Raw genomic sequence first — 17874 nt, forward strand, 5'->3', positions numbered from 1 at the left:
TTAAAGACATGAGCGACCTACAACTCGACCAGGCCCTGCAACAGGAAGAAAACACCCTGATCGCCCTGCGCAAGGAAAAGCTTGCTGCCGAGCGCGCCAAGGGTCAGGCTTTCCCCAACGACTTCCGCCGCGACAACTACTGCAACGACCTGCAGAAACAGTACGCGGACAAGACCAAGGAAGAGCTGGCCGAGGCGGCGATTCCGGTCAAGGTTGCCGGTCGCATCATGCTCAACCGTGGTTCGTTCATGGTGATCCAGGACATGACCGGGCGTATCCAGGTCTACGTCAACCGCAAGACCCTGCCGGAAGAGACCCTGAACGCGGTCAAGACCTGGGACCTGGGCGACATCATCGCCGCCGAAGGCACCCTGGCCCGTTCCGGCAAGGGCGACCTGTACGTCGAAATGACTAACGTGCGCCTGCTGACCAAGTCGCTGCGCCCGCTGCCGGACAAGCATCACGGCCTGACCGACACCGAGCAGCGCTATCGCCAGCGCTACGTCGACCTGATCGTCAACGAAGACGTACGCGAAACCTTCCGCGTGCGTTCCCAGGTCATCGCCCACATCCGCAGCTTCCTGATGAAGCGTGACTTCCTGGAAGTGGAAACGCCGATGCTGCAGACCATTCCTGGCGGCGCGGCGGCCAAGCCGTTCGAGACCCACCACAACGCCCTGGACATGGAAATGTTCCTGCGTATCGCCCCGGAGCTGTATCTGAAACGTCTGGTGGTCGGTGGTTTCGAGAAAGTGTTCGAGATCAACCGCAACTTCCGTAACGAAGGCGTTTCGACCCGGCACAACCCTGAATTCACCATGTTGGAGTTCTACCAGGCCTACGCCGACTACGAAGACAACATGGACCTGACCGAAGAACTGTTCCGCGAACTGGCGCAACTGGTCCTGGGCAGCACCGACGTGCCGTACGGCGACAAGGTGTTCCACTTCGGCGAGCCGTTCGTGCGCCTGTCGGTGTTCGATTCGATCCTCAAGTACAACCCCGAGCTGACCGCCGATGACCTGAACGACATCGACAAGGCTCGCGCCATCGCCAAGAAAGCCGGTGCCAAGGTGCTCGGCTTCGAAGGCCTGGGCAAGCTGCAGGTGATGATTTTCGAAGAGCTGGTCGAGCATAAGCTGGAGCAGCCGCACTTCATTACCCAGTACCCGTTCGAAGTCTCGCCGCTGGCCCGTCGCAACGACGAGAACCCGAACGTGACCGACCGTTTCGAGCTGTTCATCGGTGGTCGTGAAATCGCCAACGCCTACTCTGAGTTGAACGACGCGGAAGACCAGGCCGAGCGTTTCATGGCCCAGGTGGCCGACAAGGACGCCGGTGACGACGAAGCCATGCACTACGATGCCGACTTCGTTCGCGCCCTGGAGTACGGCATGCCGCCGACCGCCGGTGAAGGTATCGGCATCGACCGCCTGGTGATGCTGCTGACCAACTCCCCGTCGATCCGCGACGTGATCCTGTTCCCGCACATGCGGCCGCAAGCGTAAATATGTTGAATAAAAAGCCGCCGCTAACAGGCGGCTTTTTATTGTCTGTGTGGCACTGACGTACTGCTTTTTTCATTTTTATGTGAGAGGAATACCTGTCGTGAACCGTGCAATTGCTCAAGAAGGTGCAGCTGGCATCGCCACTGCGGTCGCTGAAAGTGTTCAGTACCAGGGTCGCAAGGCCAGCCGACAGGGCAGTGAGCAACGTCGCCAGGATATTCTCGACGCGGCCATGCGCATTGTCGTGCGCGATGGCGTGCGGGCTGTGCGCCATCGCGCGGTAGCCGCCGAAGCCGGTGTGCCGCTGTCGGCCACCACCTACTACTTCAAGGATATCGATGACCTGCTCACCGATACCTTCGCCCAATACGTCGAGCGCAGCGCCGCCTTCATGGCCAAGCTCTGGGCCAACAACGAGGGCTTGCTGCGGGAAATGGTCGCCTATGGCGATGGCAGCCCGGAATCCCGTGCGCAACTGGCCGATGACATTGCCCGCCTGACCGCCGACTACGTGCAGCGCCAACTGCACAACCGCCGCGAGCATCTGATGGCCGAACAGGCGTTTCGCCAGGAAGCGCTGCTCAACCCGCGCCTGGCGCTGCTGGTGCGTTCCCACCAGCAGATCCTGCTGCACGGTACTTGCCAGTTTTTCCAGGTATTGGGTTCCCGCGAGCCGCAACAGGATGCCAAAGTGTTGACGTCTATAATCGGACGGATGGAATATCAGGGCCTGCTCAACGGGGCAGAGCCTCAGGCCGACGAAGACATGCTGGGCATTCTTACTCGGTACATGCACCTGGTTCTGGCCTCGGTGTGATCCGCCTGCCCGAACGCAGGCTTCGCCAGCGGTTACCGGTCGACTGCTGATAGGGAGTGTTGAATGAAAGCCTGGCGTGTTGTGATCGCCTTGTCGTTCCTGCTGCTCAGTGGCTGCCTGGTGTCCTTCAAGGAACCCTTGCCGGCCGATCAGGCAGCGCCCGCGGCGTTGCTGGGCAAATGGACCAGCAAGAATGCCTGGGGCGAACCGCTCACCCTGCAGCTGAGCCGCACCGGCAACAACCGCTACAAGGCCGTCACTTCCGTCAAGGCCAGGCCGCAACAGCACGATACTTACGAATTTACCGTGTCCCGCCATGGCAGCCGCTGGTATCTCTCGGCGGCTGTGCCCCAGGCGCTCGGTGGGCACTTCACCATCGCCGGTTTCGAGTTGACCGACGAACACGAACTGGTGCTCTACCAGCTCGATCTCGAGCAGATCAATCAGGCCCGCGGGCAGAACGCCCTGCGGGGCGAGCCGTTCGACACCAAGGACGGCGAGGGCGTGCTGATCGACAGCGCGCTGCCACAGGTTTTCGCCTATCTGGACGACCCCGCCAACTCCGACGTGTTCGTCGAGGCGGCGCGCTTCCAGCGGGCGGGCAAGTAAACGCAGTACAGACGTTTTAACAGGAGTTTGTGGTGGACGATTACCAGCAGACGATACGCACCTTGTCCGATCGCATTGTGCTGGCACAGACGCCGATCCGCGTACTGGATGCGGTGAAATGGGATGACAACATCCGCAAAGGTTTCCTCAAGGCCAAGGGCAAGGAAATGCCGGCGGTGGACCGCGCCTATTACGAAGGCCGGGCGCTGTCTTTCGATTCCAGCGCGGTGAAGCTGGAGTTCCAGAACATCGAGCGTGACATCACCCGGCAACTGGGCCAGTTCAACCCGGTGGGGCAGATCATGCGGCGCATGTGCAAGGAGTACCGCATGGTGGTGCGGATGCTCGAGGCCCGTGGCACCGAGGATTTCGGGCTGATTTCCCAGGAACTCTACGGCGCGGCCTCCGACGCCTTTCATGCCGGCGACCCGACCCTGGCCGACCTGGGCCTGATGCTCTCGGATTACCTGAACAACATCGACGGCCGTGGCGACCTCAAGGACGAACCCAAGACCCTGAGCGCCAAGGAAGCCGTCAACCTGCTGCAAAGCCGGCTGAACAAGGTGTTCGGCGAGGCCGAGGAAACCATCCGGGTCTTCGAGTCCGACGGCATAGTCGCGGACGCGGCGGCCGGCGCCGACTACATCAAGATCCGCGCCGACGCCATGTTCAACGAGCGCGATGTGCGGGCCCTGGAAGTCCATGAAGGCCTGGTGCACGTGGGCACCACCCTCAACGGCCTGAACCAGCCGATCTGCACCTTCCTGTCCAAGGGCCCGCCCTCGTCGACCGTGACCCAGGAAGGCCTAGCGATCCTGATGGAGATCATCACCTTTGCCTCCTACCCGAGCCGTCTGCGCAAGCTGACCAACCGCACCCGCGCCATTCACATGGTGGAAGAGGGCGCGGACTTCATGCAGGTGTTCGAGTTCTTCCGCGAGCAGGGTTTCGAAATGGCCGAAAGCTATGGCAACGCCAGCCGGGTGTTCCGCGGTTCGGTGCCGACGGGCCTGCCATTCACCAAAGACTTGTCCTACCTCAAGGGCTTCATCATGGTTTACAACTACATTCAGTTGGCCGTGCGCAAGGGCAAGCTCGAGCAGGTGCCTTTGCTGTTCTGCGGCAAGACCACCCTGGAGGACATGCGTACCCTACGGCAGTTGGTGGACGAAGGCCTGGTGGTGCCGCCCAAGTACCTGCCGGACCAGTTCCGCGACATGAACGCGCTGTCGGCCTGGATGTGCTTCTCCAACTTCCTCAATCACCTGAGCCTGGACCGGATCGAGGCGGATTACTCCAACATCCTTTGACGCATACCTGTAGGAGCGGCCGGTCGACGTTCGATTGCCCGCGATAAAGGCGCCGCGGTTTTTCTGCATCACCGCATCGTTGGTTATCGCGGGCAAGCCTCGCTCCTGCAGCAGTATCCTTTTCACCCCCTGTCGCGAGGCTTCAAACGGATGCGAGTCCTCAGCATTGTCTGCCTGCTACTGACCTTGAGCGGTTGCAGCTCGCTGCTGTTCTATCCCGAGCGCGGCTTGCCGTTCACCCCGGACAAGGCCCGGCTCGATTACCGCGACGTCACACTGACCGCCGCCGACGGTACGCGCCTGCACGGCTGGTGGCTGCCGGCCAAGGCCGGGGTGCCGGTCAAGGGCACGGTGCTGCACCTGCACGGCAATGGCGGCAACCTGTCCGGGCACCTCGGCGGCAGTTGGTGGTTGCCGGAGCAGGGCTACCAGGTGCTGCTGGTGGACTACCGTGGCTACGGGGTGTCGCAAGGCGAACCGAGCCTGCCGGCGATCTACCAGGACGTCGACGCGGCCTTCCAGTGGCTGGACCGGGCGCCCGAAGTCCAGGGCAAGCCGCTGATCGTCCTGGGCCAGAGCCTGGGCGGCGCCCTGGCCATCCACTATCTGGTGGAGCAGCATCCGGAACGCCAGCGCCAGCTCAAGGCCATCGTCTTCGACGGCGTGCCGGCCAGTTACCGCGAGGTGGGCCGTTTTGCCCTGAGCACGTCCTGGATGACCTGGCCGTTCCAGGTGCCGCTGTCCTGGCTGGTGCCGGATGGCGACAGTGCAATCAAGGCCATGGCGCGCCTGGATGGTGTGCCCAAGCTGATCTACCACAGCATCGACGATTCCCTCGTACCGCTTTCCAACGGCATCCGTCTGTATCAAGCTGCGCCCCCGCCCAGGGTGCTGCAGCTGACCCGTGGCGGGCATGTGCAGACCTTCGCCGACCCGGTCTGGCGCCAGGTGATGCTGCGTTACCTTGAAGATCCGCAGCATTTCAACGGCTTGCGCCGCCTGGGCGAAATCCCGAATTACCCCGCACCTTTGAATCCAGTCGTAGAACCTCCAGAGAGTCCGCAATGAGCGAAGAACGTAACGCCATCCCCATGATCATCACCGGTATCTGCAGCATCCTCGGCACCGTGGCGTGCCTGTGGTACTACGGCTACCTGCATTTCGCCAAACCGGAGGATGCGTTGCTGCTCAACGATTTCACCATGCTCAAGACCGTGCCCGGCGAGGACTACAAGGTCTCCCTGGAGCCGGCGGCCGAGGTGGCGCAGTGCGTCGATGGCGTGCTGGTGCTGTTCGACACCGAGCAGAAGGGGCTGACCGGCGTGCTGGTCAACAACAAGAAGCGCGCCGTGCGCTGCATGGGCCAGGAAACACCGAAGCTGGAGCAGTGATCGAACGACTTGCCAGCGCAAGCCGTGATCCGTTTGCCGCAATAAAAAAGCCCCGCCGATCAAGGCGGGGCTTTTTATTGGGTGCACGGTTTATCGCGCGGGGCCGGCCTCAGTTGGCGCTGATGGCCGAACGTGGCGCGACCGGCTGGTTGTCGTTGGAAATGGTGACTTCCACGCGACGGTTCATGGCGCGCCCGGAAACGCTGCCGTTGTCGGCAACCGGGTATTGCTTGCCGTAACCCTGGGCAACGATGCGTGCCGGATCGACACCCATCTTGATCAGGGCGACCTGCACCGAAGTGGCGCGACGCTCGGACAGCGACTGGTTGTAGGCCGCGCTGCCGGTGCTGTCGGTGTAGCCCTCGACAATCACTTTGCGGTCAGGGTTGTCGCGCAGGAACTGCGCCAGCTTGTTGATGTTGACCAGGCCGTTGGACTTCAGGTCGGCCTTGTTGGTGGCGAACAGCACGTCACCGAAGGTCACCAGGGTACCGCGGTCGGTCTGCTTGGCGTTGAGGCTCGATTGCAGTTGCTTGATCTGCGCGTCACGGGCATCGAGAAGCGCCTTGGCGCGCTGGTCGCCGGCGTCCTTGAGCTGGGTTTCCGCGGTGCGCAGAGCGATGGTCTGCTTGGCCACTTCAATCCGCTGGTTGGTCAGGTAGGCCAGTTGGTCGACCTTCTTTTCGTCCTCCTTGTTCAGGTAGGCCTTGTCGGCTTTGTCCAGCCATTCGCTGGCGTCCTTGGTTTCCAGGGCCGCCACCTTGGTGGCCTGCGGATTGGCCTGCAGGGCGGAGTAGTTGGTCCGGGCGTTTTCCAGGTTGGCGTTAGGCGGGGTGGAGCATGCCGCCAGCGCCACGCTCAGGGCCAACAGGGCAGGGATCATCAGTTGTTTACGCATAATGGGTTCGTCCTTTTATCGATGGCGAATACGTGGGAATTGGCGCCCGTGGCTCATTGCACGCTGCGCATGCCTTCCTGGCGCAGTTCCTGAACGCCTTTCTGAGAGTCCTTCAATGCCTGTTCGGCCTTGGCGGCCTGGGCCTTGCGCTCGGCGACGCGGGCGTCCCATTCGGCCTGTTCGGCCAGGCGCCGGGCTTCGTCGTAGTTCTTGTCGTGCATGGCGAGCTCGGCTTGTTTGAGCTTGTCCTGAGCCGACTTCATTTCCACGGCGGCAAACTCGGTACCGCCCGCGCTGACTGCGCTGTTGACCGCAGATTGCGTCACCGCGTATTGCTCGCTCGGCGGATTACCGGCGCAACCGGCCAGGACCAGGCTGCTACCGAGAGCCAGCGCGGCCAGCTTCAGCCCGCGCAGAGGGTTTGACGAGGATTTGGCAGTGCTGATCTTCATGGTCTTCAACTCCATTGGATAACTCCTGAAAAACATCAAAACCATCCCGGTTCCGCTGCCGTAACGCTGAGTGACGGTGTTGCCGAGGGTGCTGAATTGAAACGGCCGTTCCAGTGATGGTTACTGGGTGTGACCGGAAGCTTTTTTGAATAGTTCAGAGAATATGGCCAGTCGCCGAGAAACTTTCTGACCGGGAAGACAAGGCTCTAAATCGGGAACTTTTGCCATGCGCAGGGGTACTCCTGACCCGATTCGGGGTCAGGAATAACGCTTTTATCGGTGAGAAATGCGGGAGTGGATCAGTGTTTCTGTTCTTCGGCCTGAGCCGACATATCGTGCAGATAACGCCGCGACAGGGCGAGAAAACGCGGGGTAGGACCGATGTCCTCGTAGAGCGGATCGCCTTCTTCGTCGGTGGCGACCACATGCTGGCCCTGGACATAAGGGAAACTGGTTTCGAGTTCCTCCAGGGCAGCCCCGATCAGTTCGCCGAGCAGTTCCTCGGTCTGGCGTTTGGGGTACATCTCGGAAATCGCCGCCAGGCGTGCTGCGGCTTCGACGTCCAGATAGATCGTGTAGCCGGTCTTGGTCAGGCGACCCTTGGCGTTTTCTTCCCAGTGTTGCGCGAGCTCACGGATTTTCATGGCAACCTCAATGAACGCCTGCTTGTGGCAGGGCCTGGTGAGTGACCGGCCTGTGCCGGCGCTAAGCCGTTGTGCGGCTTACTCTTGAGACTAGCTCCATCACGCAAGGTTTAAAGGCGCTTCGTCGTGCGCCGGCCTTGCCCGGACCCGTTCGCGTCAAGACCGCCCTTGCTAATAGCCATGTGCTGGCGGCACTCTTGGGGCTTACTAGGAGCCCCAAGTCCGCTGGAGAACAGGTAGATGACCGATATTGATGCGCGCTTGCGCGAAGATGTTCACCTGCTGGGTGAGCTGTTGGGCAACACCATTCGTGAACAGTATGGCGAGGGTTTCCTCGACAAGATCGAACAGATTCGCAAGGGCGCCAAGGCCGACCGGCGCGGTTCGCTGGATGCCGAGCTCAGCGCCAGCCTCAACCAGCTCAGCGAGGACGAACTGCTGCCGGTGGCGCGGGCGTTCAACCAGTTCCTCAACCTGGCCAACATCGCCGAGCAGTACCAGTTGATTCACCGTCGCGAAGAGTCGCAGCCGGCGCCGTTCGAGTCGCGGGTGCTGCCGGAACTGCTGGCGCGCCTGCGGGCCGAAGGCCATGGCGCCGAGGCGCTGGCCCGGCAGCTGGGGCGGCTGGAGATCGAGCTGGTGCTGACCGCCCACCCCACGGAAGTCGCCCGCCGCACGCTGATCCAGAAATACGATGCCATCGCCGCGCAACTGGCCGCCCAGGACCATCGCGACCTGACCTCGGCCGAGCGCGCGCAGATCCAGACCCGCCTGCAGCGCCTGATCGCCGAGGCCTGGCACACCGAAGAAATCCGCCGAACCCGGCCAACCCCGGTGGACGAAGCCAAGTGGGGCTTCGCAGTGATCGAACACTCGCTGTGGCAGGCCATCCCCAACTATCTGCGCAAGGCCGACCAGGCCCTGCATGCGGCCACCGGCATGCACTTGCCCCTGGAGGCGGCGCCGATCCGCTTCGCTTCGTGGATGGGCGGCGACCGGGACGGCAACCCCAATGTCACCGCGGCGGTGACCCGCGAGGTGCTGTTGCTGGCGCGCTGGATGGCCGCCGACCTGTACCTGCGCGATGTCGATCAACTGGCTGCCGACCTGTCCATGCAGCAGGCCAACGCGGCGCTGCGGACCCTGGCCGGCGACAGCGCCGAACCCTATCGCGCGGTGCTCAAGCAGTTGCGCGAGCGCCTGCGGGCCACCCGCAACTGGGCCCAGGCCTCGTTGAGCGGTAGCGTGCCAGCAACTGCCCAGGTGTTGCAGAACAACCGCGAGCTGCTGGACCCGCTGGAGCTCTGCTATCAGTCCCTGCATGAATGCGGCATGGGGGTAATCGCCGACGGTCCGCTGCTCGACTGCCTGCGCCGCGCGGTGACCTTCGGCCTGTTCCTGGTGCGCCTGGATGTGCGTCAGGACTCCTCGCGGCACACCGCGGCCATGACCGAAATCACCGACTACCTGGGCCTGGGACGCTACGGCGACTGGAGCGAGGAGCAGCGCATCGATTTCCTGATGCGCGAACTGGGCAGCCGTCGTCCACTGCTGCCCGGTTACTTCAAGCCATCGGCCGATACCGCCGAAGTGCTGGCGACTTGCCGGGAAGTCGCCGCGGCCCCGGCGGCGTCGCTGGGCTCCTATGTCATCTCCATGGCCGGCGCCGCTTCCGATGTGCTCGCCGTGCAACTGCTGCTCAAGGAAGCCGGTGTGCTGCGGCCGATGCGCGTGGTGCCGCTGTTCGAAACCCTGGCCGACCTGGACAACGCCGGCCCGGTGATCGAGCAGTTGCTGCTTCTGCCGGGCTATCGCTCGCGCTTGCAGGGGCCGCAGGAAGTGATGATCGGTTATTCCGACTCGGCCAAGGATGCCGGCACCACCGCGGCCGCCTGGGCGCAGTACCGGGCCCAGGAAAAACTGGTGGATATCTGCCGCGAGCAGCAGGTCGAGCTGCTGCTGTTCCACGGTCGCGGTGGCACCGTGGGGCGTGGCGGCGGCCCGGCCCACGCGGCGATCCTGTCGCAGCCGCCGGGATCGGTGGCGGGGCGCTTCCGCACCACCGAGCAAGGGGAAATGATTCGTTTCAAATTCGGCCTGCCGGACATCGCCGAGCAGAATCTCAATCTCTACCTGGCGGCGGTGCTGGAAGCGACCTTGCTGCCACCGCCCCTGCCGCAGCCGGCATGGCGCGACCTGATGGACGAGCTGGCCGCCGATGGGGTGAAGGCCTATCGCGCGGTGGTGCGGGAGAACCCGCAGTTCGTCGAGTATTTCCGCCAGTCCACGCCGGAGCAGGAGCTGGGGCGCCTGCCATTGGGCAGTCGGCCGGCCAAGCGTCGCGCCGGCGGCATCGAAAGCCTGCGGGCCATTCCGTGGATTTTCGGCTGGACCCAGACGCGCCTGATGTTGCCGGCCTGGCTGGGCTGGGAAACCGCCTTGAGCAAGGCCCTGGAACGCGGGGAAGGCGAGTTGCTGGGGCAGATGCGCGAACAGTGGCCGTTTTTCCGTACGCGCATCGACATGCTGGAGATGGTGCTGGCCAAGGCCGACGCGGATATCGCCCGTTCCTACGACGAGCGATTGGTCGAACCGGCGCTGCTGCCATTGGGTGCGCATTTACGCGACTTATTGTCGCAGGCGTGTTCGGTGGTCTTGGGGCTGACCGGTCAGTCGCAGTTACTGGCACATAGCCCTGACACCCTGGAGTTCATTCGCCTGCGCAACACCTACCTGGACCCGCTGCATCTATTGCAGGCCGAACTGCTGGCCCGCTCGCGACGCCAGGACGGCGCCCAGGACAGCCCGGTGGAACAGGCGCTGCTGGTGTCTGTGGCGGGGATTGCCGCCGGTTTGCGTAATACCGGCTAAGGTAATTGCCGGGGTTTTCAGTGGCTTGGCACGGTACTTCGAGCGCTGGCCCGAAAGGGCTGGCGACCGTTGCCAGGCGACACTTTGTTATGGGGTTGCGACCAGCAATACCCTGTCGCCAGGGCATAAAGGCAGCGGGTTGCTCCGACTTTCGGCTGCTTGTGTGCGCTGTGTCGGCTGTGTATCTTGATCAGCCTTTGGCCGTTTGGGCGGCCACTATCCCATTTCCGAGATTGGCCCCACGAGGCGAATCCGAGCGTTTCTAAATAAAAAATTGAGGAGCACATCGATGCGCGTAATTCTGCTGGGAGCTCCCGGGGCCGGTAAAGGTACTCAGGCAAAGTTCATCACCGAAAAATTCGGCATTCCGCAAATCTCCACCGGCGACATGCTGCGCGCAGCGGTCAAGGCTGGCACCGAGCTGGGCCTGAAAGCCAAGAGCGTGATGGACGCCGGTGGTCTGGTCTCCGATGACCTGATCATCAACCTGGTCAAGGAACGCATCAGCCAGGCGGATTGCGCCAAGGGTTTCCTGTTCGACGGCTTCCCGCGCACCATTCCTCAGGCCGAAGCGCTGGTCAAAGCCGGCGTCGAGCTGGATAACGTGGTCGAAATCGCTGTCGATGACGAAGAGATCGTCCAGCGTATCGCCGGTCGCCGTGTGCACGAGGCCTCGGGCCGCGTTTACCACACCGTCTACAATCCGCCGAAAATCGCCGGTAAAGACGACATCACTGGTGAAGACCTGGTCCAGCGTAAAGACGACACCGAAGAAACCGTGCGTCATCGCCTGTCGGTCTACCACTCCCAGACCAAGCCGCTGGTGGAGTTCTACCAGGGCCTGGCCGCCAATCAGGGCAAGCCGAAGTACAGCCACATCGCGGGCGTCGGCTCGGTCGAGTCGATCACCGGCAAGGTGCTCGAAGCGCTGAACTGATCAGTCGGATTTGCTTCATCTTCAACGGCCCGCTTGCGGGCCGTTGCTGTTTATAATGCGTCACTTTTTTCAACTCCCTCTGCCTTATGGAAACATCGATGAGCACCTTGCTGGCCCTGGACACCGCGACTGAAGCCTGCTCGGTCGCCTTGCTGCACGACGGCAAGGTGACGAGCCACTACGAGGTGATCCCGCGCCTGCATGCACAGAAGCTGCTGCCGATGATCCAGAAACTGCTGGCCGATGCCGGCACCAGCCTGCAGGCCGTCGATGCCATTGCCTTCGGTCGCGGGCCGGGGGCCTTTACCGGTGTGCGGATCGCCATCGGCGTGGTGCAGGGCCTGGCCTTCGCCCTGGAGCGCCCGGTGCTGCCGGTGTCGAACCTGGCGGTGCTGGCGCAGCGGGCGTTGCGCGAACACGGCGCGACCCAGGTGGCTGCTGCCATCGATGCGCGGATGGATGAGGTCTACTGGGGTTGCTATCGCGAAGTGGCCGGCGAGATGCGCCTGGCAGGGGCCGAAGCGGTGTTGCCGCCAGAAGCCGCCGCGTTGCCGGCGGACGCCAGCGGCGACTGGTTCGGCGCGGGCACCGGCTGGGGCTACGCCGAGCGTATCGGGGTCAATCTCAGCGGCCAGGACGCGGGCATGCTGCCCCACGCCGAAGATTTGCTGAGCCTGGCGCGTTTCGCCTGGGAGCGCGGCGAGGCGATCCCGGCGGACGAGGCGCAACCGGTGTACCTGCGGGACAAGGTGGCGACGCCGAAGGCGCGCTGACCGCGCTACAGGGCCATCTGCCAGCACGAATCCGTGCGATGAGCGTGCCAATCGTCAGGTTTTCGTGGCCGTTTCCGGCGGCTTTTAAACCTTTTGCATTTTCTGTGTTCTAGTTATCACTCGGGCATTTGCGTAGTCGGCTAGGTGCCGCTAAATTGCCATCATTGATATCGAGCATGTGATTATGCGCATAGACGGCATTTCCTCTCAGTCCTACCCCATCAAGCGCAAGCCTCGCAAAGGCGGCGTGCTGCTGGACGACTCGCTGGAGGACGCAGATGCCGTCGAAGTCCAACCCGAGACTCCTGCCCAGGCGCGTTCCCAGTCCGCTGGGAGCACCAGCAATCTTCCCGCCCGTCCGCAGGACATGATCTTCCATCGCGCCATGAAAAGAAGCGTGGCCAATGCCCTGGCCAGCTACCTGACCACCGCCGGTTTCGTCGATTGGGATATGGAAGTGGTGGGTCTCGACCTGCATATCTGATGTTGCTGCCTTATTACCTCGGTTGTCCTTCCTGGAGCGAAAACGCCTGGCGTGAGTACCTGTATCCGGAAAGCGCGCGCCCGACGGATTTTCTCGGCCTGTATTGCCAGGTCTTCAATGCCGTGGAAGGCAATACCACCTTCTACGCGCGCCCCGCCGAGGCCACGGTGCAGCGCTGGGCACTGACCATGCCCGAGCATTTTCGCTTCACCGCCAAGTTTCCCGGCGATATCAGCCATGGTGGCGATCTGCGCGAGCAGCTGGGCGCGGCCGAGAGCTTCCTGCAGTTGCTCAGCCCGCTGGGCGAGCGTGTTTCGCCGCTGTGGCTTCAACTGCCCGCGAGCTTCACACCACAACGCCTGGCCGAGCTGGCGGGCTTTATCGATGGCCTGGAGCGGCCGTTGGCGGTGGAAGTCCGGCATCGGGACTTTTTCGCCAAGGGCGATGCCGAGCGCATGCTCAATCGCCTGTTGCTGGATCGCGGCGTGGAGCGTATCTGCCTCGACCCGCGCGCCTTGTTCAGTTGCACTTCCAGCGAGCCGTCCGTGCTCCATGCGCAATCGAAGAAACCCAAGGTGCCGCCGCGCCCGGCCGCCTTCACCCAGTTTCCCCAGGTACGTTTTATCGGCCATCCGGAGCTCGAGGCCAACGATCCGTTCCTGGTGCCCTGGATCGACAAGGTTGCCGGCTGGATCGAGGAAGGGCGAACCCCCTACATCTTCCTGCACACCGCCGATAACCGCCTGGCCGCCGAGCTGGCGCGGCGTTTCCACGCGCGCCTGATGGAGCGCCTGCCTGGATTGCCGGCCTTGCCTGAGCTATACAGAGAGCCCGCCGCGGAGCAACTCGGCTTGCTCTGAGGCGGAATCATTTTCCTGCCCAGGAGTCCGCCAATGGATGCGCAAACCCTCCGTGCCCAAACCTTCAAGGCCCTGCATGAGCGTGATCGGGCGTTCGTGATTCCCAACCCCTGGGACGCGGGTTCCGCCAAGATGCTGGCCAGCCTCGGCTTCGAGGCCCTGGCGACCACCAGCGCCGGTTTCGCGTTCTCCCTGGGCCGCCCCGACGCTGAAGGCGCCTTGTCCCTGGAGGACACCCTGGGCAACGTTCGCGCCATAGTCGGGGCCAGCAGCCTGCCGGTGGCGGTGGACCTGGAAAACGGTTTTTCCGACAGTCCCGAAGGCTGTGCCCGGACCCTGCGCCAAGCGGCCGCCAGCGGGGCGGTGGGCGGCTCCATCGAAGACGCCACGGGGCGGGCCAATGATCCGATCTATGACTTCAAGCTGGCGGTCGAGCGTATCGAGGCCTCGGTCGCCGCGGTGCGGCAATTGCCTTTTCCCTTTGTGCTCACGGCGCGGGCGGAGAACCTGCTGCATGGCCGGCAGGACCTGCCGGACACCATTCGCCGCCTGCAAGCCTACGCCGAGGCCGGCGCCGATGTGCTGTATGCACTTGGGCTGAGCTCGGCGGAGGAAATCATTGCGGTGGTCCGGGCGGTGGCGCCGAAGCCGGTCAACGTGCTGATGTCGGGCGGCCTGAAATTGACCCAGGCGCAGTTGAGCGAGCTGGGGGTGAAGCGGATCAGCGTCGGTTCGGCCCTGGCGCGGGCCGCCTATGGCGCCTTCTACCAGGCGGCGCAGGAAATTCGCGACCACGGCAGCTTCGACTTCGCCGACCGGGCCATACCGTTCGGGCAGATCAACCAGTTGTTCAAGGGCTGAGCGGCCAGGCTGTCGCTGGGCGCCATTGAGGTAGTGGCAGCTTGAGGTTTAGGCGGCGATCCGCAGGTTCTGCAGGATCAGCGGACGCGCCCAGCCGGTATCGAAATCGAACTGTTTCTGTTGCTCGATGAGCTCTTCCGGCGGGAAGGGCGGAAAGGGTTTGTCCAGCAGGTCCATTTCGAATTCGGCAATCGGCAGGTGCAACGGCCGTGGTTGCGGCGCCGGGCTCGGCTCAGGCGCAGGCTGGCCGGCATTGAGGACGATAGGGCGTACCCAGCCGCTTTCGAAGTTTTGCTGGTGTTGCTGGGCGACGATTTCTTCAGGCGGGAAGGGCGGGAAGGGTTTGTCCAGCAGCTCGGTCTCGAACTCGGCGATCGGCAGGAACAGCGGCTCCGGTGGGCGGATCTCGGTGTCCTGGACGTCGCAATGACGCTGGGTAACGATTTGCGTCAGCAGGTCGCTGCCGCCATGGGGTTCGGTCGGGCCGTCCACCGCCACCAGAGAATTGTCGTCAGTGACCTTCGTGCCATCGCCGCGTTGCTCGGCCAACGCCTGGGCAAAAAAATCCTGCCACAGATGGCTGACGCCGCTCAGTGCCTGGGAGTTTTTGAGGCCGTAATCGCCGTGGGGCGATATGACGCCAATGGATAGGCTTCGAATGTCTGACATTTCTCTCGGGTCGACGCTCAGCTCTGGCAAAATGCCGGATAGTTCTTTTATCGGCAGTTTTTGCCGATCATTAATTTTTTGAGCGTGTTTTCAGATGAGTGAGCAACCAGCGGCCTGCCGCATCAAAGTCGAGGCCTTGGCCGAGGCATTCCAGCCGCAGGCGGCGCATTGGGCCGAGCGACTGGGGCTGCCGTTGCAGATCGACGAGGCGGAGTTCGCCCTCCAGGTCGGCGAGCAGGGTTTGCAGCTGCAGCAGCTCGGGGCCGACGCGCCAGGGCCGGTGCGCGTGGACTTTGTCGAAGGCGGCGCGGCGCACCGACGTCTGTACGGTGGTGGCAGCGGGCAGATGATCGCCAAGGCGGTGGGGATCGCCCAGGGCGTGCGTCCGCGGATCCTGGATGCCACGGCGGGGCTAGGCAAGGATGCGTTCGTCCTGGCCAGCCTGGGCTGCGAGATGAGCCTGATCGAGCGCCAGCCATTGATCGGCGCCTTGCTGGAAGACGGCCTGGCCCGGGCGGGAGAGGATTTCGAGGTGGCGCCGATCGTGGCCCGCATGCGCCTGCTCAAGGGCAACTCGATCGAGGTGATGCGCAACTGGGAGGGCGAGCCGCCCCAGGTGATCTACCTGGACCCGATGTTCCCGCATCGGGAAAAGACCGCACTGGTGAAAAAGGAAATGCGCCTGTTCCGCCCGCTGGTCGGGGACGACCCGGATGCCCCGGCGCTGCTGGAGGCCGCCCTGGCCCTGGCCAGCCACCGGGTGGTGGTCAAGCGCCCGCGCAAGGCACCGTGCATCGCCGGCCCCAAGCCGAGCCATGCGCTGGACGGCAAATCCAGCCGCTACGATATCTATCCGAAGAAGGCGCTCAAGGCCTGATCTTCATCAGGGCTTTCGGGCCTTTATAGCGAGCAGGGATCTGGCGTCCTGCTCGCTGCGTCGTCACCCAACCTCAGGCCGACTCCGGCCGATACGCCCGCATGAACAACCCCACCACTTCCCGCACATGCTCCTCGGCGGCTTTGTCGCTCAGTGGCTCGCCGCAGCCGAAGAGCAGGCGAAAGTTCGCCGCACCCTTGAGCAGGCAGAAGAAATGCTCGGCGGCATTGCGCGGTTTGTCGATGCTCAGGGCGCCGCACTGGTCGATCCGGACCAACAGCCGTTCCATGCCTTGCAGCATGCGCTGGGGGCCGGCCTCGAAGAAGATCTGCGAGAGCTTGGGGTCCTGGCTGCCGAGGGCCAGGATCAGGCGATGCAGGTTCAAGGATTCTTCGCTGTTGATCAGCAGGTGAAAGCCCCGGGCGATGTTGAGCAACACGCTTTCGATCGGCATGCCGGCAGGCAGCTCGAAGATCAGCGTCGGCAACTGCTCCTCGCACTTGGCCATCACCGCGGCGGAGAACAGGGTCTCCTTGTCGTTGAAATGGCTGTACACCGTCAGCTTGGAAACACCGGCTTCAGCCGCCACCGCGTCCATGCTGGTGCTGGCGTAGCCATTGCTGAGGAACAGCGTTTTCGCGGCTTCGAGGATGGCCTGGCGTTTTGCCAGATCCTTGGGGCGGCCGGGGCCGTTTGGGGTAGAAAGATTGTCGGACATTCTTCGCTTTAATACTGGACTGGTGAGTTTGCTATTAATAACATACCCGTCAGTATAATTATTCGAAGCACCCTTAGCGAAAGGTCCCTCACCATGTTCCGCTATGCCTTATCCCTCGCGTTGCCAGTCAGCCTGGCCGTTCTGCTGTCCGCGTGCGGCCATGAAGAAACGGCGCAAACCACCGTTCGCCCGGCCATGGTGGTGCAACCAGAGCCCGCGGCGCAGGCCATGGACAGCTATCCCGGCGAGGTCCGCGCGCGTTACGAACCGGACCTGGCGTTCCGGATCGGGGGCAAGGTCAGCCGACGACTGGTCGATGAGGGGCAGCGGGTGAAGGCCGACCAGCCATTGGCCGAGCTCGATCCGCAGGACGTGCGGCTGCAACTGGAAGCCACCCGGGCCCAGGTGGCGGCGGCCGAAGCCAACCTGAACCTGGTGCGCTCCGAGCGCGACCGCTACAAGACCTTGATGGATCGGCAACTGGTCAGCCGTTCCCAGTACGACAACGCCGAGAATCTGTATCGCTCCGGCCTGGCCCGGCTCAAGCAGATCAAGGCCGAGTTCGACGTGGCCAGCAACCAGGCCGGTTACGCCGTGCTGCGCGCCCCCCAGGATGGCGTCGTGGCCCGGCGTACGGTCGAGGTCGGCCAAGTAGTCGCCGCCGGCCAGACCGTCTTTACCCTCGCCACCGACGGCGAGCGAGAAGTGCTGATCAGCCTGCCGGAGCAGGGTTTCGGCCGTTTCCACATCGGCCAGCCGGTATCGGTGGAGCTGTGGAGCCAGCCCGACCAGCGCTTCGCCGGGCAGATCCGCGAGCTGTCGCCGGCCGCCGACCCACGCTCCCGTACCTTCGCCGCCCGCATCGCCTTTACCGCTGGCAAGGTCCCGGCCGAACTGGGGCAGAGCGCCCGGGTGTTCATCCAGGCCGCGGCCAGTGTGCCCTTGTCGGTGCCGTTGTCGGCGGTGACCGCGGAAAACGGTGCCGCCTACGTCTGGCGGGTCGACGCCAACAACACCCTGAAAAAGACCCCGGTACGTCTCGGCGCCTTCGGCGAGAAGAGCGTGCCGGTACTCGAAGGCCTCGGGGTCAACGACTGGGTGGTGGCGGCGGGTGTGCATGTGCTCCATGAGGGGCAGCAGGTACGCCCGGTGGATCGCTCCAACCGCGTGGTCAATCTGGCGGCCAAGGAGTAAT

The 17874-nt window shown here is 63.3% G+C and carries 19 protein-coding genes; 14 read left to right on the forward strand and 5 right to left on the reverse strand.

The annotated features are described in order from the left end of the window. Positions 1–8 precede the first annotated feature (8 nt). From lysS to C4K38_RS05805, 6 genes are all read left to right on the forward strand, one after another. On the forward strand, positions 9–1508 hold the full coding sequence (gene lysS, locus C4K38_RS05780) for a lysine--tRNA ligase (protein ID WP_025806589.1): 1500 nt from the start codon (positions 9–11) through the stop codon (positions 1506–1508). Between the two features lie 100 nt (positions 1509–1608). Beyond that, complete coding sequence (locus C4K38_RS05785) at positions 1609–2325, forward strand: TetR/AcrR family transcriptional regulator (protein WP_053277615.1); 717 nt, start codon at positions 1609–1611, stop codon at positions 2323–2325. A 63-nt stretch (positions 2326–2388) separates the two neighbouring features. Further along, on the forward strand, positions 2389–2934 hold the full coding sequence (locus C4K38_RS05790; protein WP_053277616.1) for a hypothetical protein: 546 nt from the start codon (positions 2389–2391) through the stop codon (positions 2932–2934). Positions 2935–2966: 32 nt separating this feature from the next. Beyond that, complete coding sequence (locus tag C4K38_RS05795; RefSeq protein ID WP_053277617.1) at positions 2967–4244, forward strand: flavohemoglobin expression-modulating QEGLA motif protein; 1278 nt, start codon at positions 2967–2969, stop codon at positions 4242–4244. 150 nt (positions 4245–4394) lie between these two features. Next, positions 4395–5312 carry an alpha/beta hydrolase gene (locus C4K38_RS05800; protein WP_053277618.1) on the forward strand — a complete coding sequence of 306 codons (918 nt, stop codon included), beginning with the start codon at positions 4395–4397 and terminating at the stop codon, positions 5310–5312. Then, positions 5309–5635, forward strand: coding sequence for a PA3694 family proteiin (locus C4K38_RS05805; protein WP_053277619.1), 327 nt, complete (start codon positions 5309–5311; stop codon positions 5633–5635). Before C4K38_RS05800 ends, C4K38_RS05805 begins: the two co-directional genes overlap by 4 nt. Positions 5636–5744: 109 nt before the next feature. Here the strand turns inward: C4K38_RS05805 and lptF are convergent, their stop codons facing one another. The 3 genes from lptF to C4K38_RS05820 all read right to left on the reverse strand — a co-directional run bounded on the left by lptF (position 5745) and on the right by C4K38_RS05820 (position 7629). Further along, positions 5745–6533 carry a lipotoxin F family OmpA-related lipoprotein LptF gene (gene lptF / locus C4K38_RS05810; protein WP_053277620.1) on the reverse strand — a complete coding sequence of 263 codons (789 nt, stop codon included), beginning with the start codon at positions 6531–6533 and terminating at the stop codon, positions 5745–5747. A gap of 53 nt (positions 6534–6586) precedes the next feature. Then, entirely contained in the window at positions 6587–7000 is a 414-nt protein-coding gene (locus tag C4K38_RS05815; protein ID WP_025806595.1) for a DUF4398 domain-containing protein, read from the reverse strand. 284 nt (positions 7001–7284) lie between these two features. Further along, positions 7285–7629, reverse strand: coding sequence for a hypothetical protein (locus tag C4K38_RS05820; protein ID WP_025806596.1), 345 nt, complete (start codon positions 7627–7629; stop codon positions 7285–7287). A gap of 240 nt (positions 7630–7869) precedes the next feature. On the opposite strand from C4K38_RS05820, the gene ppc reads away from it, so the two are divergent. From ppc to C4K38_RS05850, 6 genes are all read left to right on the forward strand, one after another. Further along, positions 7870–10500, forward strand: a complete 2631-nt coding sequence (gene ppc / locus C4K38_RS05825; RefSeq protein WP_053277621.1) for a phosphoenolpyruvate carboxylase — start codon at positions 7870–7872, stop codon at positions 10498–10500. Positions 10501–10789: 289 nt separating this feature from the next. After that, on the forward strand, positions 10790–11437 hold the full coding sequence (adk, locus tag C4K38_RS05830) for an adenylate kinase (RefSeq protein WP_025806598.1): 648 nt from the start codon (positions 10790–10792) through the stop codon (positions 11435–11437). Between the two features lie 98 nt (positions 11438–11535). Further along, positions 11536–12210, forward strand: coding sequence for a tRNA (adenosine(37)-N6)-threonylcarbamoyltransferase complex dimerization subunit type 1 TsaB (gene tsaB / locus C4K38_RS05835; RefSeq protein WP_053277622.1), 675 nt, complete (start codon positions 11536–11538; stop codon positions 12208–12210). 184 nt (positions 12211–12394) lie between these two features. Next, positions 12395–12694: a hypothetical protein gene (locus tag C4K38_RS05840; protein ID WP_025806600.1), complete on the forward strand. Its 300-nt coding sequence runs from the start codon at positions 12395–12397 to the stop codon at positions 12692–12694. After that, complete coding sequence (locus tag C4K38_RS05845; protein ID WP_053277623.1) at positions 12694–13554, forward strand: DUF72 domain-containing protein; 861 nt, start codon at positions 12694–12696, stop codon at positions 13552–13554. Before C4K38_RS05840 ends, C4K38_RS05845 begins: the two co-directional genes overlap by 1 nt. Before the next feature lie 33 nt (positions 13555–13587). After that, positions 13588–14415: an isocitrate lyase/PEP mutase family protein gene (locus tag C4K38_RS05850; RefSeq protein WP_053277624.1), complete on the forward strand. Its 828-nt coding sequence runs from the start codon at positions 13588–13590 to the stop codon at positions 14413–14415. Positions 14416–14463: 48 nt separating this feature from the next. Here the strand turns inward: C4K38_RS05850 and C4K38_RS05855 are convergent, their stop codons facing one another. Next, positions 14464–15084, reverse strand: a complete 621-nt coding sequence (locus tag C4K38_RS05855; RefSeq protein WP_053277625.1) for a hypothetical protein — start codon at positions 15082–15084, stop codon at positions 14464–14466. A gap of 94 nt (positions 15085–15178) precedes the next feature. On the opposite strand from C4K38_RS05855, the gene C4K38_RS05860 reads away from it, so the two are divergent. Then, a complete protein-coding gene (locus tag C4K38_RS05860; protein WP_007927935.1) occupies positions 15179–15961 on the forward strand; it encodes a class I SAM-dependent methyltransferase in 783 nt (260 codons plus the stop codon). Positions 15962–16034: 73 nt separating this feature from the next. On the opposite strand, the gene C4K38_RS05865 is transcribed toward C4K38_RS05860, so the two are convergent. After that, positions 16035–16679: a TetR/AcrR family transcriptional regulator gene (locus C4K38_RS05865; RefSeq protein ID WP_053277626.1), complete on the reverse strand. Its 645-nt coding sequence runs from the start codon at positions 16677–16679 to the stop codon at positions 16035–16037. Between the two features lie 93 nt (positions 16680–16772). Between C4K38_RS05865 and C4K38_RS05870 the strand changes: the two genes are divergently transcribed. After that, complete coding sequence (locus C4K38_RS05870; RefSeq protein WP_053277627.1) at positions 16773–17873, forward strand: efflux RND transporter periplasmic adaptor subunit; 1101 nt, start codon at positions 16773–16775, stop codon at positions 17871–17873. Position 17874 lies beyond the last annotated feature (1 nt).

The sequence above is a fragment of the Pseudomonas chlororaphis subsp. piscium genome, assembly GCF_003850345.1.
GTDB classification, from domain to species: domain Bacteria; phylum Pseudomonadota; class Gammaproteobacteria; order Pseudomonadales; family Pseudomonadaceae; genus Aquipseudomonas; species Aquipseudomonas piscium.

Coding starts and splice junctions, on each gene's coding strand:
- C4K38_RS05855 (WP_053277625.1), bottom strand. CDS start 15,084: ATGTCAGACATTCGAAGCCTATCCATTGGCGTCATATCGCCCCACGGC.
- lysS (WP_025806589.1), top strand. CDS start 9: ATGAGCGACCTACAACTCGACCAGGCCCTGCAACAGGAAGAAAACACC.
- C4K38_RS05790 (WP_053277616.1), top strand. CDS start 2,389: ATGAAAGCCTGGCGTGTTGTGATCGCCTTGTCGTTCCTGCTGCTCAGT.
- lptF (WP_053277620.1), bottom strand. CDS start 6,533: ATGCGTAAACAACTGATGATCCCTGCCCTGTTGGCCCTGAGCGTGGCG.
- C4K38_RS05870 (WP_053277627.1), top strand. CDS start 16,773: ATGTTCCGCTATGCCTTATCCCTCGCGTTGCCAGTCAGCCTGGCCGTT.
- C4K38_RS05865 (WP_053277626.1), bottom strand. CDS start 16,679: ATGTCCGACAATCTTTCTACCCCAAACGGCCCCGGCCGCCCCAAGGAT.
- C4K38_RS05850 (WP_053277624.1), top strand. CDS start 13,588: ATGGATGCGCAAACCCTCCGTGCCCAAACCTTCAAGGCCCTGCATGAG.
- C4K38_RS05800 (WP_053277618.1), top strand. CDS start 4,395: ATGCGAGTCCTCAGCATTGTCTGCCTGCTACTGACCTTGAGCGGTTGC.
- C4K38_RS05820 (WP_025806596.1), bottom strand. CDS start 7,629: ATGAAAATCCGTGAGCTCGCGCAACACTGGGAAGAAAACGCCAAGGGT.
- C4K38_RS05815 (WP_025806595.1), bottom strand. CDS start 7,000: ATGGAGTTGAAGACCATGAAGATCAGCACTGCCAAATCCTCGTCAAAC.
- C4K38_RS05845 (WP_053277623.1), top strand. CDS start 12,694: ATGTTGCTGCCTTATTACCTCGGTTGTCCTTCCTGGAGCGAAAACGCC.
- C4K38_RS05860 (WP_007927935.1), top strand. CDS start 15,179: ATGAGTGAGCAACCAGCGGCCTGCCGCATCAAAGTCGAGGCCTTGGCC.
- C4K38_RS05840 (WP_025806600.1), top strand. CDS start 12,395: ATGCGCATAGACGGCATTTCCTCTCAGTCCTACCCCATCAAGCGCAAG.
- adk (WP_025806598.1), top strand. CDS start 10,790: ATGCGCGTAATTCTGCTGGGAGCTCCCGGGGCCGGTAAAGGTACTCAG.
- ppc (WP_053277621.1), top strand. CDS start 7,870: ATGACCGATATTGATGCGCGCTTGCGCGAAGATGTTCACCTGCTGGGT.
- C4K38_RS05805 (WP_053277619.1), top strand. CDS start 5,309: ATGAGCGAAGAACGTAACGCCATCCCCATGATCATCACCGGTATCTGC.
- tsaB (WP_053277622.1), top strand. CDS start 11,536: ATGAGCACCTTGCTGGCCCTGGACACCGCGACTGAAGCCTGCTCGGTC.